The 15,124-nt window shown below is 74.3% G+C and carries 12 protein-coding genes; 6 read left to right on the top strand and 6 right to left on the bottom strand.

The window, feature by feature from the left end:
• Positions 1-78 precede the first annotated feature (78 nt).
• The 3 genes from MCM47_RS14850 to MCM47_RS14860 are packed head-to-tail and all read left to right on the top strand — an operon-like array spanning position 79 to position 3,556.
• On the top strand, positions 79-1,356 hold the full coding sequence (locus tag MCM47_RS14850; protein WP_238862054.1) for an acyltransferase: 1,278 nt from the start codon (positions 79-81) through the stop codon (positions 1,354-1,356).
• Positions 1,353-2,555 (top strand): nucleotide disphospho-sugar-binding domain-containing protein, encoded by a 1,203-nt coding sequence (locus MCM47_RS14855; RefSeq protein WP_305067977.1) that lies wholly within the window; start codon positions 1,353-1,355, stop codon positions 2,553-2,555. Before MCM47_RS14850 ends, MCM47_RS14855 begins: the two co-directional genes overlap by 4 nt.
• Positions 2,552-3,556, top strand: coding sequence for an NAD(P)-dependent oxidoreductase (locus MCM47_RS14860; protein ID WP_238862055.1), 1,005 nt, complete (start codon positions 2,552-2,554; stop codon positions 3,554-3,556). Before MCM47_RS14855 ends, MCM47_RS14860 begins: the two co-directional genes overlap by 4 nt.
• A 91-nt stretch (positions 3,557-3,647) precedes the next feature.
• Here MCM47_RS14860 and MCM47_RS14865 read toward each other — a convergent pair whose 3' ends face one another.
• Positions 3,648-4,874 carry a class I SAM-dependent methyltransferase gene (locus tag MCM47_RS14865; RefSeq protein ID WP_238862056.1) on the bottom strand — a complete coding sequence of 409 codons (1,227 nt, stop codon included), beginning with the start codon at positions 4,872-4,874 and terminating at the stop codon, positions 3,648-3,650.
• A 172-nt stretch (positions 4,875-5,046) separates the two neighbouring features.
• Positions 5,047-7,521: an excinuclease ABC subunit UvrA gene (locus MCM47_RS14870; RefSeq protein ID WP_238862057.1), complete on the bottom strand. Its 2,475-nt coding sequence runs from the start codon at positions 7,519-7,521 to the stop codon at positions 5,047-5,049.
• Between the two features lie 82 nt (positions 7,522-7,603).
• Here MCM47_RS14870 and MCM47_RS14875 point away from each other — a divergent pair, with 82 nt between their 5' ends.
• From MCM47_RS14875 to MCM47_RS14890, 3 genes are read left to right on the top strand one after another with little or no spacing between them, the layout of a single operon-like run.
• Positions 7,604-8,263, top strand: a complete 660-nt coding sequence (locus tag MCM47_RS14875; protein ID WP_238862058.1) for a PadR family transcriptional regulator — start codon at positions 7,604-7,606, stop codon at positions 8,261-8,263.
• Complete coding sequence (locus tag MCM47_RS14880) at positions 8,260-9,237, top strand: ATP-binding cassette domain-containing protein (RefSeq protein ID WP_305067978.1); 978 nt, start codon at positions 8,260-8,262, stop codon at positions 9,235-9,237. The genes MCM47_RS14875 and MCM47_RS14880 overlap by 4 nt, the downstream gene beginning before the upstream one ends.
• Before the next feature lie 12 nt (positions 9,238-9,249).
• Complete coding sequence (locus tag MCM47_RS14890; RefSeq protein ID WP_238862059.1) at positions 9,250-10,005, top strand: ABC transporter permease; 756 nt, start codon at positions 9,250-9,252, stop codon at positions 10,003-10,005.
• 91 nt (positions 10,006-10,096) lie between these two features.
• On the opposite strand, the gene MCM47_RS14895 is transcribed toward MCM47_RS14890, so the two are convergent.
• The 4 genes from MCM47_RS14895 to MCM47_RS14910 are packed head-to-tail and all read right to left on the bottom strand — an operon-like array spanning position 10,097 to position 15,112.
• A complete protein-coding gene (locus tag MCM47_RS14895) occupies positions 10,097-11,371 on the bottom strand; it encodes an AMP-binding protein (protein ID WP_238862060.1) in 1,275 nt (424 codons plus the stop codon).
• Positions 11,364-12,347 (bottom strand): aldo/keto reductase family protein, encoded by a 984-nt coding sequence (locus MCM47_RS14900; protein WP_238862061.1) that lies wholly within the window; start codon positions 12,345-12,347, stop codon positions 11,364-11,366. The genes MCM47_RS14895 and MCM47_RS14900 overlap by 8 nt, the downstream gene beginning before the upstream one ends.
• Before the next feature lie 6 nt (positions 12,348-12,353).
• Entirely contained in the window at positions 12,354-13,922 is a 1,569-nt protein-coding gene (locus tag MCM47_RS14905) for an FAD-dependent monooxygenase (protein ID WP_238862062.1), read from the bottom strand.
• Positions 13,923-13,933: 11 nt separating this feature from the next.
• Positions 13,934-15,112, bottom strand: a complete 1,179-nt coding sequence (locus MCM47_RS14910; protein WP_238862063.1) for a nucleotide disphospho-sugar-binding domain-containing protein — start codon at positions 15,110-15,112, stop codon at positions 13,934-13,936.
• Between the last annotated feature and the right edge of the window lie 12 nt (positions 15,113-15,124).

The following is a 15,124-nucleotide window of genomic DNA, read 5'->3' on the forward strand; positions in this document are numbered from 1 at the left end:
GCGGCCGGTCGCCGGCCGTTCGGCGGGTCCGCCGAAACACCGCCCCCAGGCACTTCGCCCCAGCAGAGAGAGGCATTCATGAGAAAATCACCGTCCACCGCCGCGGTTTCCCCCGGTTCGGCCGTCGACCACCTCGTGTCGCTCACCGGACTGCGCGGAATCCTCGCCCTCACGGTTTTCGGCGCGCATTTCTTCCTCTCCTTCCACTTCGCCGGCGGCACTTTCGACTCGCAATTCCAGCAGGACGTCTTCCACGTCCTGTTCTCCCGCTCCGGCGGGCCGGCCGTCGCCTGCTTCTTCCTGCTCAGCGGCTTCGTGCTGACGTACATCGCCCGGCCCGGGGACACCGCGCGCTCCTTCTACCGGCGCCGGATCGCCAAGGTCTACCCGGTGCACCTGGTCACCGCGGCGATCGCCTTCGCCCTGGTCGCCGTCCGCTACGGCGTCCCCGGGACGAAGGTCACCCTCTCGCACGTCTTCCTGGTGCAGAACTGGGTGCCCAGCCAGTGGTACTACCTGACCATGACCGGCCTCGACTGGTCGCTCAGCTGCGAGGCCCTGTTCTACCTCTGCTTCCCGGTCCTGATCTTCGTGCTGGCGCGGGCGCGGAACTGGCAGCTCTACACCGCCGCGGCGGTCTGTACGGTGCTGGCCTTCGTCCTGCCGTACGTGGTCTCGCACACGTTCACGCTGACCAGCCCCGACCCGATGGAGATGGTCCCGACCCAGGACTACGGCGGCCCGATGGGGTACTGGTTCGCCTACATCTTCCCGCCGATGCGGATGGCGGAGTTCGTCATCGGCATCGCGCTCGCCCTGCTGGTGCGCCGCGGCGCCTGGCGCGGCCCGAACGCCGCCGTCGCCCTGCTGCTCACCGCCGCCGGCTGGGGCATCAACCTCCACCTGCCCAGCTACCTCTCGCTGGGCGCCGGCATGGTGATCCCGTTCGCCCTGCTGATCGCGGCGCTCAGCACCGCCGACATCACCGGAGGCTGGTCCCCGCTGCGCTGGCGGCCGCTGGTGTGGTTCGGCGAGATCTCGCTCTCCTTCTACCTCACCCACCTGCTGGTGCAGGAGGAACTCTTCAGCCGGCTCTGGCAGTTCGGCGTCGACCGGGACTGGCTGCCGGTCCCGCTGCCGGTGCTCTCCTGGTGGGTCGGACTCCTCTCCTTCGCCGCCCAGTTCCTCATCGCGCTGGCCGCCGCCTGGCTGCTCTACCGGCTGGTCGAGCGCCCGATGGTGCGGCTGCTGCGCCCGCGCGACGTCCCCTCCCTGCCGATCACCGCCGCCGCGCACAGCGCGCCGCAGCCGCCCGCCGCCGAGCGGGCCGACGAGACCCAGCTGGTGGAGAAATGAGCGAGCTGCGCGTCCTGGTCACCGCCTCCGGATGGCCCACCCACTACATGGCCATGGTGCCGCTCGCCTGGGCGCTGCGCGCCGCCGGCCACGAGATCCGGATCGCCGCCCAGCCGTCCATGCGCCCGGCGATCGTCCGCTCCGGCATGCCGATGGTCCCGGTGGGCCCCGACGTCGACTACCTGGCGGTACGCCGGAGGACCCTCTCCCAGGAGAGGGCCGACGGCACCCCCGGCACCGCCGAGGAGATCCGCGAGGCGGCCGCCGCCGACGACGGCGGGCTCTTCGGTGCCTGGGCCGAGGCCACCACCGCGGCCCTGGACGACACCGTCGCCTTCGCCCGCGCCTGGCGGCCCGACCTCGTCATCGGCGACACCATGGCCCCGGCCGGCCTGGTCGCCGCCCACGCCCTCGGCGTGCCCGGCGTCCGCCACCTCTGGGGGCCCGACATCCTCGGCTCCGAGGGCGGCGAGAAGCTCCTCGACATCCTCCCCGGGTACTGGGAGCCCTACCGGCGGTACGGCCTGGACCTGCAAGGACGGGACCCGGCCCACCGCACCGTCTCGCCCTGCCCGCCCAGCCTGCAGGGGCCGCCCGCGCCGACCCGGCTGCAGCTGCGCTGGCCGCCGTACAACGGTCCCGGCACGGTGCCGGACTGGGCCGACCGGCCCGCCGGGCGCCCGCGGATCGCCCTCACCTGGGGCACCTCCACCACCGGGGTCCTGGACGGCGCCGGCACCAGCCTGGCCGACGTCCTGGCCGGGCTGGCCGGGCTCGACGCGGAGGTCGTCGTCGCCGTCACCGCCCAGGAGCGCGAACGGCTCGGCACCCCGCCGCCCGGCGTCCGGGTGCTGGAGGACCTGCCGCTGCACGTCCTGCTGCCCGGCTGCGCCCTCCTGGTCCACCAGGGCGGCTTCATGACGGCGCTCACCGCCGCCCACCACGGTGTGCCGCAGCTGCTGCTGCCGCAACTGCCCAACCAGATCAGCGACGCCGAGGTGCTGGCCGGCTCCGGCGCCGCCCGGGTGCTGCCCGCCGGGCGGACCGGGGCCGAGGACGTGCGCGCCGCCGCCGAGGCGATGCTCGGCGACGACTCCCACGCCGAGGCCGCCCGGCGCCTGCGGCGGGAGATCCTGGAGCAGCCCACCCCGCGCGAGGTCGCCGCCGCCCTGGTCGACCTCGCCGCCGCGGGGACGTGAGCGCGGCCCCCGGCGGCGGCCGCACACCGCTGGTCGTCGTCCTCGGGGCCTCGGGCTACATCGGATCGGCCGTCGCGGCGCAGCTCGCCCGGCGGCCGATCCGGCTGCGCCTGGTGTCCCGGCGGCCCGCGGTGGTGCCCGCGGCCCGCACCGCGGTGGTCGAGCAGGTGGTGGCCGACCTCGCGGCGCCCGGCGCGGCCGCCCGGGCCGTGGCGGGCGCCGACGCCGTCCTCGACCTGGTGGCCCACCTCGACCCGGCGGTCGGCTGGCGCGCCGTGGAGGCCGGCGGCGCGGAGCTCGGCGAACGGCTCGGGGCGGCCCTGGTCCGCGAGATCGCCGGCGCCCTGGGCACCGGGCATCGCCCGGCCGGTGCGCCGCCGCCCCTGGTGGTCCTGGCCGGCTCTGCCTCGCAGGCCGGCCGCGGCGGCGTGGTCGACGGCACCGGCCCCGACCGGCCCGTCACCGTCTACGCCCGGCAGAAGCTGGCCGCCGAGACGGCGCTGCTGGCCGCCGGCGCCGAGGGCGTGCTCCGCGGGGTCTCGCTGCGCCTGCCCACCGTCTACGGCCGCGGCCCCGGGCCGGACGGCCACGGGGTGGTCGCCGCGATGGCACGGCGAGCCCTGGCGGGGGAGCCGCTCACCGTCTGGGGCACCGGCAGCGTCGTGCGCGACCTGCTGCACGTCACCGACGCGGCCGCCGCGTTCACCGCCTGCCTCGACCACGGCGCCGAACTCGCAGGCCGTCACTGGCCGGTGGGCACCGGGCGGGCGGTCCCGGTCCGGGAGCTGTTCACCGCGCTGGCGCGGGCCGTCGCCGAGCGCACCGGCCGTCCGGCCGTCCGGGTCGACTCGGTTGCGCCGCCCGCGGCGGCGACGGCCGCGGACGTCGCCGGCACCGTGGTGGACGCCTCGGCGTTCCGCGCCGTCACCGGCTGGCGGCCCCGCCGGGAGCTGCCCGAGGCCCTGGCCGAGCTGGCGGCCGCCCTGGCCGACCGCTCCTGAACCGCCCCTGAACCGCCCCCGGATCCGCGCCGCAACGGGCCGGCCCCGCTCGACGATCGAGCGGGGCCGGCCCGTTGGGCGCCGGAGCGGCTCAGACCACCTTCACCTCGGGCACGTAGACGATCCACCGCCCGCCCGCGCGCCGGAACCCCTCCTCCTTGGCCATGATCTCCTCGGCGTGGTTCCAGGCGAACAGCACCGCGTAGTCGGGGTAGTCGGCCCGGAACTCCTCCGGCGAGCGGACCGGGATGTGCGAGCCGGGGCTGAGCCTGCCCTGCTTGGCCGGCGTGCTGTCGGCGACGTACGACACCAGCTCGGGGCCGATGCCGCAGTAGTTGGTGAGGGTGGCGCTCTTCGCCGTGGCGCCGTACGCGGCGACGGTGGCGCCCTCCGCCTTGCAGCGCTCCAGCACCGCGCGCAGGTCGTCGCGCACCTTGTCGACGGCGGCCGCGAACCGGGCCAGGGTGTCCTGCTCGGTGATCCGGGCCGCCTTCTCGCGCTCCAGGAACAGGCCGACCGCGGGGCTGGGGGTGCGGGCGCCGCGGCGGGCGACGGTGTAGCGGATCTCGCCGCCGTGCACGGTCAGGTGCTCCGCGTCGACCAGCTCGAAGCCGTAGTGGGCGGCCATCGCCTGCACGGAGCGGACGGTGAAGAAGTAGAAGTGCTCGTCGTAGATCTGGTCGAACGAGGTCTGGTCGATGATGTCCGCCATGTAGGGGTCCTCGAAGACGAAGACCCCGTCCGGGGCGAGCAGGGCGTCGACGCCGCGGAAGACCGAGTCGACGTAGGAGATGTGCGAGAAGGTGTTGGCGGCGTAGATGACCTGGGCGGGCCCGTCCGCGGCGGCGATCTCCGCGGCCGTGGCCTCCTCGAAGAAGGCGTTGCGCACCCGGATGCCCTTGGCGGCGGCCGCCTCGGCCACCCCCTTGCACGGCTCGACGCCGAGGTGGCGCCGGCCGGCCCGGTGGACCGTGTCGAGCATGATGCCGTCGTTGCTGCCGAACTCGACCACGAACGCGTCCGGGTCGAGCAGTTCGGTGTCGAGGAAGTGCCGCGCGGTGGCCCGGAAGTGCTGCTGCATCACGGTCGAGCCGGACGAGTGGTACGGGTAGTCGGTCCGGAACATCCGTTCGCGCGGGACGTCCTCCAGCAGCTGGACCATCGTGCAGGATTCGCACTGGGCGACCGCCAGGCGGTGGAAGAACTCCTCGGCACCGCCGTCCGGGTCGACGAAGGCGTCGGCCAGCGGTTGTCGGCCGAAGTCGAAGAACTCGTGGACGGCGCCGCCGCAGATGCGGCATTCGGACGTGGCAGACATGATGGCTCCTCAACTCCTGTCGATGACGCGGACCCGCCGGCCGGTCGGGCGGTGGCCCCGGGTCGGACCGCCCGCGCCCGGGGCGATCCCTTGATCGGGATCGTCCCGGACGCGACTCGACAAACGGTTGAGGTGTGCTGGACGAGGACGGCCCCGCGGGGAGCCGCCGCCGTCAGGCCGGGACGACCCGCCGCAGGTACTCGCCGGTGACGCCCGGGCCCGCGGCGATCTCGGCCGGCGTGCCCTGGTTGACCACCCGGCCGCCGCGGTCGCCGGCGCCCGGCCCCATGTCGATGATCCAGTCGGCGCAGGCGGCGACGTGCAGGTCGTGCTCGGCGATGACCACCGAGTTGCCGCTGGCCAGGAGGGTGTCGAAGGCGTCCACCATCTTCTGCACGTCCGAGGGGTGCAGCCCGGTCACCGGCTCGTCCAGCAGCACCAGGCCACGGCCGCGCCCGGTGGTGCCGAGCAGGATCGCGTTGGCCAGCTTCAGCCGCTGCGCCTCGCCGCCGGACAGCTCGGTGCCGCTCTGGCCGAGCTGGAGGTAGCCGAGGCCGGCCCGCTGGACGGCGCGCAGCGTGGTGGCCAGCCCGGCGGGCTCGGTGAGGAACTCCGCGGCCTCGTCCACGGTCATGGCGAGGATCTCGTCGACCGCCTTGCCCCGGTAGGTCACGCTCAGCACCTCGGGGGTGAACCGCCGGCCCTCGCAGACGTCGCACTCCACCCACATGTCGGGCATGAAGTGCAGGTCCACCTGGCGCCGCCCGTAGCCGGTGCAGGTCTCGCAGCGGCCGCCGGGGGAGTTGAAGGAGAACGCGCCGGGGCCGAGGCCGAGCGCCTTGGCCCGCGGGGTGGCGGCGAACAGCTTGCGGACGGTGTCGAAGGCCTTGGTGTAGGTGGCCGGATTGGACCGCGGGGTGCGGCCGATCGGGTCCTGGTCGACGACGGTCACCCAGCCGAGGCGCCCGGCTCCCTCGACGCCGGCCATGGCGGTCGGGCGCTCGCCGCGCAGCACCGCGTCCATCCCGGCGCCGAGCGCCTGGTGCAGCAGGCTGCTCTTGCCGCTGCCGCTCACCCCGGTGATGCAGGTCAGGGTGTTCAACGGGATGTCCACCCGGTCGAGCCGGACGTTGTGGACGTCGACGCCGAGCAGGCTCAGGCGTGCGGCCGCGCCCGCGTCGAACCGCTTGGCGCGCCGCACCCGCGGGCCGCGCCCGGCGAGGTAGGCGCCGGTGACCGACTCCGGGTGGCCGCTGAGCTCGGCGGTCGGCACCGAGGCGACCAGCGTGCCGCCCTGGCGGCCGGCACCGGGACCGAGGTCCACCACCCAGTCGGCGAGGGCGATGAGCTCGGGGTCGTGCTCGACCAGGAGCACGGTGTTCCCGGCGTCGCGCAGGTCGGTCAGGATCTCGCGCAGCGGGTGCTTGTCGGCCGGGTGCAGGCCCGCGCTCGGCTCGTCCAGGACGAAGATGATGCCGCTGAGGTCCATGTTCAGCTGCGCGGTGACCCGGGCGCGCTGGAGTTCGCCGCCGGACAGCGAGGGCGCGGTGCGGGTCACCTGGAGGTGGCCGAGCCCGAGCTCGACCATCAGCCGGACCCGGCGCGAGAGGTCGGGCAGCACGTTGACGGCCACCTCGCGCTGCATCGGGGTGAGGGTGGCGTCGATGCCGTCCACCCAGGTGCGCAGCTCCTCCACCGGCAGCTTGATGACCTCCGGGTAGGTGAGGCCGCCGAGTTCGAGGGTGCGGGCGGTCTCGCCGAAGCCGGTGCCGTGGCAGGCGGGGCAGGGCACCCGGACCATGAAGCGGGCGTAGGTCTCGCGCGCGGTGTCGGTGCCCGAGGCCTCGTAGAGCCGGGTGACCTCGCGGACGGCGCCGACCAGCGGCACGCTGCGCTCGATCACGGTCTCGGTGCCGGACTTCTTGTGCTTGCTGGTGATCTTGAACGTGACCGCCTCGCCGTCCGTGCCGTGCAGGACGGCGTGCCGGAACGCCTCCGGCAGCTCCCGCCAGGGCCGGTCGAGGTCGGCGCCGTGCTGCGCGGCGAGAGTGGGCAGCGCCAGGTGCTCGCCGGAGTTGGTGCGCTGGAACCACTCGCCGGCGCCGCCGAACAGCGGGAGGTCGGGCCGGGTGATGATCCGGTCCGCCTCGGCGCTGTCGGTGTGGCCCATACCGGCGCACCGCTTGCAGCGGCCCTCCATGCTGTACCGGTCGAAGTAGGCGCTGGTGAGGTTGCGCAGCTCGGGGTGCGCGACGGCGAGCGGGCCGAGTGCGGGCATCCGGGCGAAGAGCAGCCCGAGGAAGTCGTTCAGCCCGCTGATGCTGCCGAGGGTGGAGCGGGGGCTGCGGTTGAGCCGGCGCTGGTCGACCGCGAGGGTGACGCCCAGCCCGCTGATCCGGTCCACCTGCGGCCGGTCCTTGGGCGAGATGAACTGCCGGAAGAAGGGCGAGATGCCGTTCAGGTACCGCAGCTGGGCCTCCGCGTGGACGGTGTCGATGGCCAGCGACGTCTTGCCGCTGCCGCTCACCCCGGTGAAGGCGACGATCCGGTTCTTCGGAAAGGTGACGCTGACGCCCTTCAGGTTGTGCGTCCTGGCGCCGACGATCTCGATGACATCCCCGCCCGGGACGTGATCCGTGTGGCTCACTGCTGCTCCTCCGATGCCGCCCGATGAACTTGACTCGCGATACTACTCTCACGATACTAAAGCCGTGAATCTAACTCGACTCATGGTTCTCGGGACGCTGCAGAGCAGTGGTCCGCTGCACGGCCACGAAATCCGCCGCATCGCCGAGGTGACGAGCGTCAGCAGTTGGGGCGGCGTCAGCGTCGGCGCCCTCTACCGTGAGCTCCGGACGATGGACGAGACGGGCCACGTCGAGTCCGTCCGAACCGAGCAGGTGGGCAGGCGGCCGGCGAGAACCGTCTACCGCATCACCGCCCTCGGCGAGGCCGAGCTGCGCGGGTTGCGGGAGGAGGCCGTCACCGAGATCCACCACGGCACCGACCCGTTCGGCGTCGCGCTGCTCTTCACCCGGACCGACGACCTGCCGACCCTGCTCGGCCTGCTCAAGCGTCGCCGCGACGCGATCCGGGCGATGCGCGACGGCATCGCGGCGGAGGGCGAGGCCCTGCACAGCGCCGGCACGATCGGCCCGCTCGACGCGGCGATGTTCCGCCGCCGGGTGATCCAGCTCGACGCCGAACTCGCCTGGCAGGACGACCTCGACCGGGTCATCGAGCAGGCCGTCGCGGACTCCTCCGGCGCCCGCCCGACGGCAGGCGCCGAGGAGTCCGGTGCAGCCGACCCGGCAGCGGCGGCCGACCGGGCCGACGAGAGCCACCAGGCCTACGAGACCGACGATCCGACCACGGAGGTCCACACATGAACATGATCGAAGTCCACGGGCTCGCCCGGACGTTCCAGGCGCCGCACGGGGAGGTGAACGCGGTGCGCGGCGTCGACTTCACGGTGGCCGCCGGCGAGATCGTCGGCTTCCTCGGCCCGAACGGCGCCGGGAAGACCACCACCCTGCGGATGCTCACCACCCTGCTGCGGCCGACCGCCGGCACCGCCACCGTGGCCGGCGCAGACCTGCTCGCCGACCCCGTCGGCGTCCGCCGCCGGATCGGCTACGTCGCCCAGGGCGGCGGCGCCAACCCGGCCGAACTGGTCGCCAACGAGCTGATGCTGCAGGCCCGGCTCTACGGCATGTCCAAGGCCGAGGCGCAGACCCAGATCGACTCGCTGGCCGCCCAGTTAGGCCTCGCGGAGCTCACCACGCGGCTCGTCGGCAGCCTCTCCGGCGGCCAGCGGCGCCGGCTGGACATCGCCCTCGGCCTGGTCCACCGGCCGCCGCTGATCTTCCTGGACGAGCCCAGCACAGGCCTCGACCCGACCAGCCGCAGCAACCTCTGGGAGCACATCCGCCGGCTGCGCGACGAGCTCGGCGCCACCGTCTTCCTCAGCACCCACTACCTGGACGAGGCCGACGCGCTCTGCGACCGGATCCTCATCATGGACCGCGGCACCATCCTGGTCGAGGACCGCCCCGACGAGCTCAAGCGGCGGGTCGCGGGCGACGCCGTCACCATCGAGGTCGCGCCCGGCGGCGTGCGCGAGGCCGCCGCCGTGGTCGAGGGGCTGGACGGCACCTACGGGCTGACCACCACCGGCGACACCCTCCGGTTCCGCACCGAGCACAGCAGCCGGACCATGATCGACCTGCTCCACGCCCTGGAGGCGCGCCAGGTCGAACCGGTGTCCGTGCAGGTCGACCGTCCGACCCTGGACGACGTCTTCCTCGCCCTCACCGGCCGCTCCGAGGAACCCGCCGCCGCCGCCACCGCCGGCGCCGTCTGAACAGAGGCCGACATGCAGACCCTCCGTGACACCCTGCTCGTCTTCGACAACCAGGTCCGCTTCACCTTCCGCAACAAGATCACGATCGTCCTCGGTCTGGTCCAACCCGTCCTCTACCTCCTGCTGTTCGGCCCGCTGCTGACCAAGGTCGGCGGCATGGGCGGCGACGGCGACACCTGGCAGACCTTCGTCCCCGGCGTACTGGTCTACCTCGCCCTGTTCGGCGCCGGCTTCTGCGGGTTCGGCATCATCTCGGACGTCCGTTCCGGCGTGATCGAGCGGCTGCGGGTCACCCCGGTCAGTCGCTTCGCCCTGCTGATGGGGCGGGTCGGCCGCGAGGTCGCGATCCTGCTCACCCAGTCGGCGATCATCGTCGTCGTCGGCGTGCTGCTCGGCCTGCGGGCGGGCGTGCTCGGCATCCTGGCCGCCGTCGTCCTCGTCGTCCTGCTGGGCATCGCGCTGGCCTCGCTCTCGCTCGCCCTCGGCGTCGCCCTCAAGTCCGAGGACCAGTTCGCCCCGCTGCTCACCTCGGCCGCCCTGCCGATCATGCTGCTCGCCGGCATCCTGCTGCCGATGAGCCTCGCCCCGACCTGGCTGGACGTCATCTCCCGGCTCAACCCGCTGCGGTACGTGGTGGAGGCCATCCGCGACCTGTTCGCCGGCCACTACACCACCGCGGCCGTACTGGAGGGCACGCTCGTCTCCGTCCTCCTGGCGGCGGTCTGCCTCTACGTCGGCACCCGCACCTTCGCGCGCGAGAACGCCTGACGGCAGGCGCCCGCGCCGTACGGCGGAGGAGCCCGAGGAGCCGTCCAGGCTCCTCGGGCTCCTCCGCCGCACCCGCCCCGGGCGGCGGCGCTCACCCCGGCAGGCGGCCCTCCAGGTAGAGGTACCCCTCGCGGTCGACCCGGCCGACGTCCCCGGTGCGCAACCAGCCGCCGTCCAGCGCCCGCCGGGTGGCGGCGGGATCGCGCCAGTACCCGCTCGTCATGTGCGGGGCGCGCAGCCGGATCTCGCCGGACCGGCCCGCCGGCCGCCGCTCGCCGTCCGGGCCGCAGACCCGCACGTCGACGGCGGGCAGCGGCTGCCCGACCGAGGCGAGCAGCTCCGGCCGCGGACCCGCCGCCGCCCGGTGGTCCTCCTGCCGCAGCAGGCTGATCGCGCGGATCTCGCTGCTCACGTAGTTCTGCGAGAGGATCGGCCCGAACGCCTCCACCGCCCGCCGGACCACGGACGCGGGCACCGGCCCGTTCCCGTAGGGCAGGTAGCGCAGGCTCGACAGGTCGGTCCGGTCGAGGTCCGGGTGGGCGACGAGCTCGGTGAAGTGGTGCGCCGGCAGGTAGGTGCTGGTGATCCGCTCCGACGCCACGGTGGCCAGCACCCGGCCGGCGTCGAAGCCGTTCATCAGCATGACCGTGCAGCCCGCGCGCATCAGCATCAGCGCGACCTCGCCGCCGTTGCCGGCCAGCGGGCTGACCGCCAGCGTGGTCACCCCGGCCGGGAAGTCGCCGAGGTCGCCCTCGTGCGGGCGCCGCCAGGTGACGTTCATCGCGGCGAACCGGTGGACCGCGCCGCGGCGCGGTCCGGTGGTGCCGCGGGAGTACGCCACCAGGGCGACGTCCTGCTCCCGGGCGCGCGGGCGCATCGGCCCGCCCGGCATCCGCGCCGCCAGCGCGGACAGGTCGGTGCCGAAGCCGGGCACGCCGAGGGAGAGCACGCCGGGCTCCGGCGCGCCCAGCGCGGCGGCGCCCCGGCGGTCGACCACGAAGACCGCCGGCCGCTGCGCGGCGGCCACCGCGCGGGCCGCCGCCACGTCCGCCGGGTCGCCCGCGTGCAGCGGAACGAACCGGCAGCCGAGCAGGTGGGCGGCCAGCCGCACCGCGACGTGCTCGGGGGAGTTGCCGGCCAGGCAGACCACGCCCTCGCGGTGGGTCATCCCCATGTCCTCCAGGGCCCGTGCGATCCGGCTGCTCTGCTCCACCAGCTCGCCGAAGCTCACCAGCCGGTCGCCGTCCCGCAGCGCGGTGCGGCCCGGCCACCGGCGCAGCCCCGCGAAGAGCTCGGCCGCGTAGCGGGACGGCTCGCCGCGCCCGGTCCGCTCCTCGGTCAGCAGCGAGCGCCGCGGCTCAGCCATCGGAGCCCCCGTCGGACACCACCGGGCCGAGGACGTCGTCGATCCGCGCCATCAGCTCCGGTTCGAGCTTGACCCCGGACGCGGCGGCGTTCTCCCGGACCTGCTCCGGCCGGGAGGCCCCGATCACCGCGCCGGCCACGTTCGGCCGGTGCAGCACCCAGGCCACCGCCAGCTGGGACGGCGTCAGGCCGGCCTCGGCGGCGACCGGTTCCAGCCGGGCGACCCGCTCCAGGACCTCGTCGGTCAGCAGCCGGCGCATGAACCGCGCCCGGCCGCCGACCAGTTCGGCCGCGCCGCGGGAGCCGTCCGGTGCGGGGGTGCCGGGCCGGTACTTCCCGGTGAGCACCCCCTGGGCGAGCGTGAAGTACGGGACCTGGCTGATCCCCAGCTGTTCGCAGACCGGGATCACCTCGGCCTCCGGCTCGCGCCACAGCGCCGAGTACTGCGGCATGTTGAAGACCAGCTGGACGTTCATCGCGCGGGCCAGCGCGGCCGCCTCGGTGATCTGCGGCGCCGTCCACTCGGAGACGCCGATGTAGAGCACCTTGCCCGCCCGGACCAGGTCCGCGAAGGCGGACACGGTCTCCTCCAGCGGTGTGTTCGGGTCGTAGCGGTGCGCGGTGTAGAGGTCGACGTAGTCGGTGCCGAGCCGGCGCAGCGAGGCGTGCAGGGCCTCGCGCACGTGCTTGCGGGACAGGCCCGAGCCGTTGGGTCCGGTGCCGGTGGGGAAGAAGACCTTGGTGCAGACCACCACGCCGTCCCGCGGCTCGCCGGCCAGGGCGCGCCCGAGCAGCCGCTCCGAGCGCCCCATGCCGTAGATGTCCGCGGTGTCGAAGGTGGTGATCCCGCTGTCCAGGGCGGCCCGCAGGCAGCCGAGCACGCTCTCGTCGGGCGTGCTGTCCTGCGGGTAGAGCAGGTTGCCGAAGACGACCTCGCTGATCCGCAGCCCGCTGCGGCCCAGGTGCCGGTGCTCCATTCCGGGTTACCTCCAGTCCTGTGGTCCGAACCAGCGGGCCAGGGCCGCGGTCAGCCCGTCGGTCGCCGCCGCCCCGGGCTCGGCGGCCCAGGCGACGTGGCCGTCCGGGCGGACCAGCAGGGCCGCCGGTGCCCCGCCCCGTGGGGCCCGGGCCGCGGTGACGTCGATCCGCCCGCGCCAGGGGGCGGCCGTCCGGGCCGGCCCGCCGTCGGCGGTCAGGTCGACCAGCACGCCGCGGCCGCGGCGCAGCAGTTCGGTGGGGCGGGTGGTCAGGCCGTCCGCCTCCAGTTCGAGATCCGGTGCGAAGCGGCCCACCAGCGGATGCCGCCGGGCGCCGCCGTCGCCACCCCCGCTGCCGCCGTCCGCCACCGCACCGCCGTCCGCGCCCGCCACCGCCCCGCCGTCCGTGCCGTCCTCGTCGCCGTAGCACAGGTCGAGGCCGTTGAGGGTGGCGGTGAGGTGCCGGTTGGTGTCCTCCAGGAACAGCAGCTCCTCGAAGACCTCGCGCAGCGCGGTGACGTGGTGCTCGTCCGGGTTCATCAGCGCCAGCTGGGCCCGGGTGTAGAGCAGCACCCGCTCGACGGCCCGGTGCCGCTCGCGGTGGTAGCTGTCGAGCAGACCGGGCGGGGCCCAGCCGTGGATCTCGGCGGCCAGCTTCCAGCCCAGGTTCACGGCGTCGTGGACGCCGGTGTTCAGGCCCTGACCGCCGATCGGGAAGTGGATGTGGGCGGCGTCCCCGGCCAGCAGCACCCGGCCGGACCGGTAGGTCTCGGCGAGCCGGGTCGCGTCGCTGAACCGGGACATCCACAGCACCGGCTCCACCAGGTCGAGCTCGCGGCCGTACACGCGGTGCGTGGCGGTCCGCAGCTCCTCCAGGGTGACCGGCTCGCCGGCCGGCGGGTGGGGTCGCCCGTACTCGATGACGACCACCCGGCCGATCCCGCCCTCGGGCGGGAAGGCGAGGACCACCACGCCGTTCCCGGTGCGCTGCCAGCGCTTGGGCACGTCCCGCTCGGTGAGCGTGACGTAGCCGATCAGTGCGCTCACCGAGGGCGCGAACCCGGGGAAGCCGATGCCCGCGAGCCGGCGCACCGTGCTGCGGCCGCCGTCGCAGCCCACCAGGTACCGGGCCCGGACGCGCCGCTCGCCCGCCGGGGTGGCCAGGGTGACGGTCACCCCGTCGGCGTCCTGGGCGAGGGCGGTGAGCTCGTGGCCGCGCCGGACCTCGGTGTCCAGGGCGGCGGCGTGCTCGGCGAGCAGCTCCTCCGTCCGGGACTGCGGCACCAGGAGGCTGTACGGGTGCCTGGTCTCCACCAGGGTGTGGTCCAGGCCGCGGCTGAAGATGCCGCCGAACGGCAGGCCGGAGACGGTGGCCATGCCGTCCTTGAAACGCTCCAGCAGGCCGCGCATGTCCAGGTACTCGACCGTGCGGGTGTGCAGCACCCCCGCCCGGTCGTGGCCGGCCGGCTCGGTGAGCTTCTCGACCACCAGGACGCGGACGCCGGCCAGGCGCAGTTCCGCCGCGAGCATCAGGCCGACCGGCCCGCTGCCCGCGACGACGACGTCGTACTCCATCGTTCCTCCTCTCAGCCGGTGATGTCCCCGGCGGCGCCGTCGCGCAGCCACGCCTCGATCCGGTCGACCGCCGACGCCAGCGGGGGCATGGCCAGGATCTCCTCGCGCAGCCCGCGCGAGGCGGCGAGCTGCGGGGCGTCGGGCCGGACCAGCTCGGCCACCGCCGAGCGGATCGCCGGGACGTCCGCGTGCTCGGCGGTCAGCTGGACGCAGGCGCCCGCCGCCTCCAGCAGGTCCGAGTTGAGCCGCTGTTCGAACAGGTGCGGCATGGTCAGCTGCGGCACGCCGAAGCGGGCCGCGGAGAGCACGGTGGTGGCGCCGCCGTGGTGGACCACCGCCGAGCAGCCGGGCAGGACGGTGTGGATCGGCAGGTCCTGCACGATCCGCACGCCGGGCCGGTCGCCGAGCAGTTCCCGCTCGGCGGCGGTGACCGCCAGCACCGGCTCCACGTCGAGCCCGGCGAGCGCGTCGAGGATCTTGGGGACGAGGAACATCTCGGGCTGGTCGGTCGCGGTGGAGGTGAAGGTGCCCCAGGTGATGCAGACCCGGGGCCGCTCCGGCCGTTCCAGCGCCCAGGACGGCACCGTGCCCGGCCCGTTGTACGGCACGTACTCCATCGGCAGCGACGGGCCGGGTGCGGTGATCCGCAGGCTCGGTGGCGTCGGGTCGACGGCGAGCCGGTCGAAGGCCCCGGGGGCCTCGGCCCCGTACAGCGCGTACGTGGGGCCGAGGCGTTCCAGGACGTGGTGGGCGAGCCACTTGCCGGGGTCGGTGCCGTAGAGGTCCGGCCCCCAGGCGTGCCGGACCACCGGGGCGCCCACCACCTGGCCGGCCACGGAGGCGGCGAACGCGACCGGGTCGCGGACGACGAGGTCCGGCCGCCACGCGTCGGCGAGCGCGACCACGTCGGGCGCCATCATCTCGGCGACCCGGTGGAAGATCGTGATGATCGCGTCCCGCGTCCGGTACAGCGCGGGATCGGTCTCCGCCACGAACTTGCGGTGCAGCCGGGCGAAGTCGAGGTCCGGCCCGACCGGCACGGCGGTCATCCCGGAGGCCAGGACGGTCTCCACGACGTGCGGCTGGGCCGCCACCCGCACCTCGTGGCCGGCGGCGCGGAAGGCCCAGGCGAGCGGGGCCATGAACATGTAGTGCGACGGCCAGGCCGCCGTCGTGAACAGGACGCGCACAGCGACTCCGCG

The sequence above is a fragment of the Kitasatospora sp. A2-31 genome (assembly GCF_022288725.1).
Taxonomy (GTDB): Bacteria; Actinomycetota; Actinomycetes; order Streptomycetales; family Streptomycetaceae; genus Kitasatospora.

Bases quoted from the DNA above. Each gene is read 5' to 3' on its own strand.
- MCM47_RS14900 (WP_238862061.1), bottom strand. From the start codon at position 12,347: ATGGAGCACCGGCACCTGGGCCGCAGCGGGCTGCGGATCAGCGAGGTC.
- MCM47_RS14850 (WP_238862054.1), top strand. From the start codon at position 79: ATGAGAAAATCACCGTCCACCGCCGCGGTTTCCCCCGGTTCGGCCGTC.
- MCM47_RS14880 (WP_305067978.1), top strand. From the start codon at position 8,260: ATGAACATGATCGAAGTCCACGGGCTCGCCCGGACGTTCCAGGCGCCG.
- MCM47_RS14895 (WP_238862060.1), bottom strand. From the start codon at position 11,371: ATGGCTGAGCCGCGGCGCTCGCTGCTGACCGAGGAGCGGACCGGGCGC.
- MCM47_RS14905 (WP_238862062.1), bottom strand. From the start codon at position 13,922: ATGGAGTACGACGTCGTCGTCGCGGGCAGCGGGCCGGTCGGCCTGATG.
- MCM47_RS14865 (WP_238862056.1), bottom strand. From the start codon at position 4,874: ATGTCTGCCACGTCCGAATGCCGCATCTGCGGCGGCGCCGTCCACGAG.
- MCM47_RS14875 (WP_238862058.1), top strand. From the start codon at position 7,604: ATGGTTCTCGGGACGCTGCAGAGCAGTGGTCCGCTGCACGGCCACGAA.
- MCM47_RS14890 (WP_238862059.1), top strand. From the start codon at position 9,250: ATGCAGACCCTCCGTGACACCCTGCTCGTCTTCGACAACCAGGTCCGC.
- MCM47_RS14855 (WP_305067977.1), top strand. From the start codon at position 1,353: ATGAGCGAGCTGCGCGTCCTGGTCACCGCCTCCGGATGGCCCACCCAC.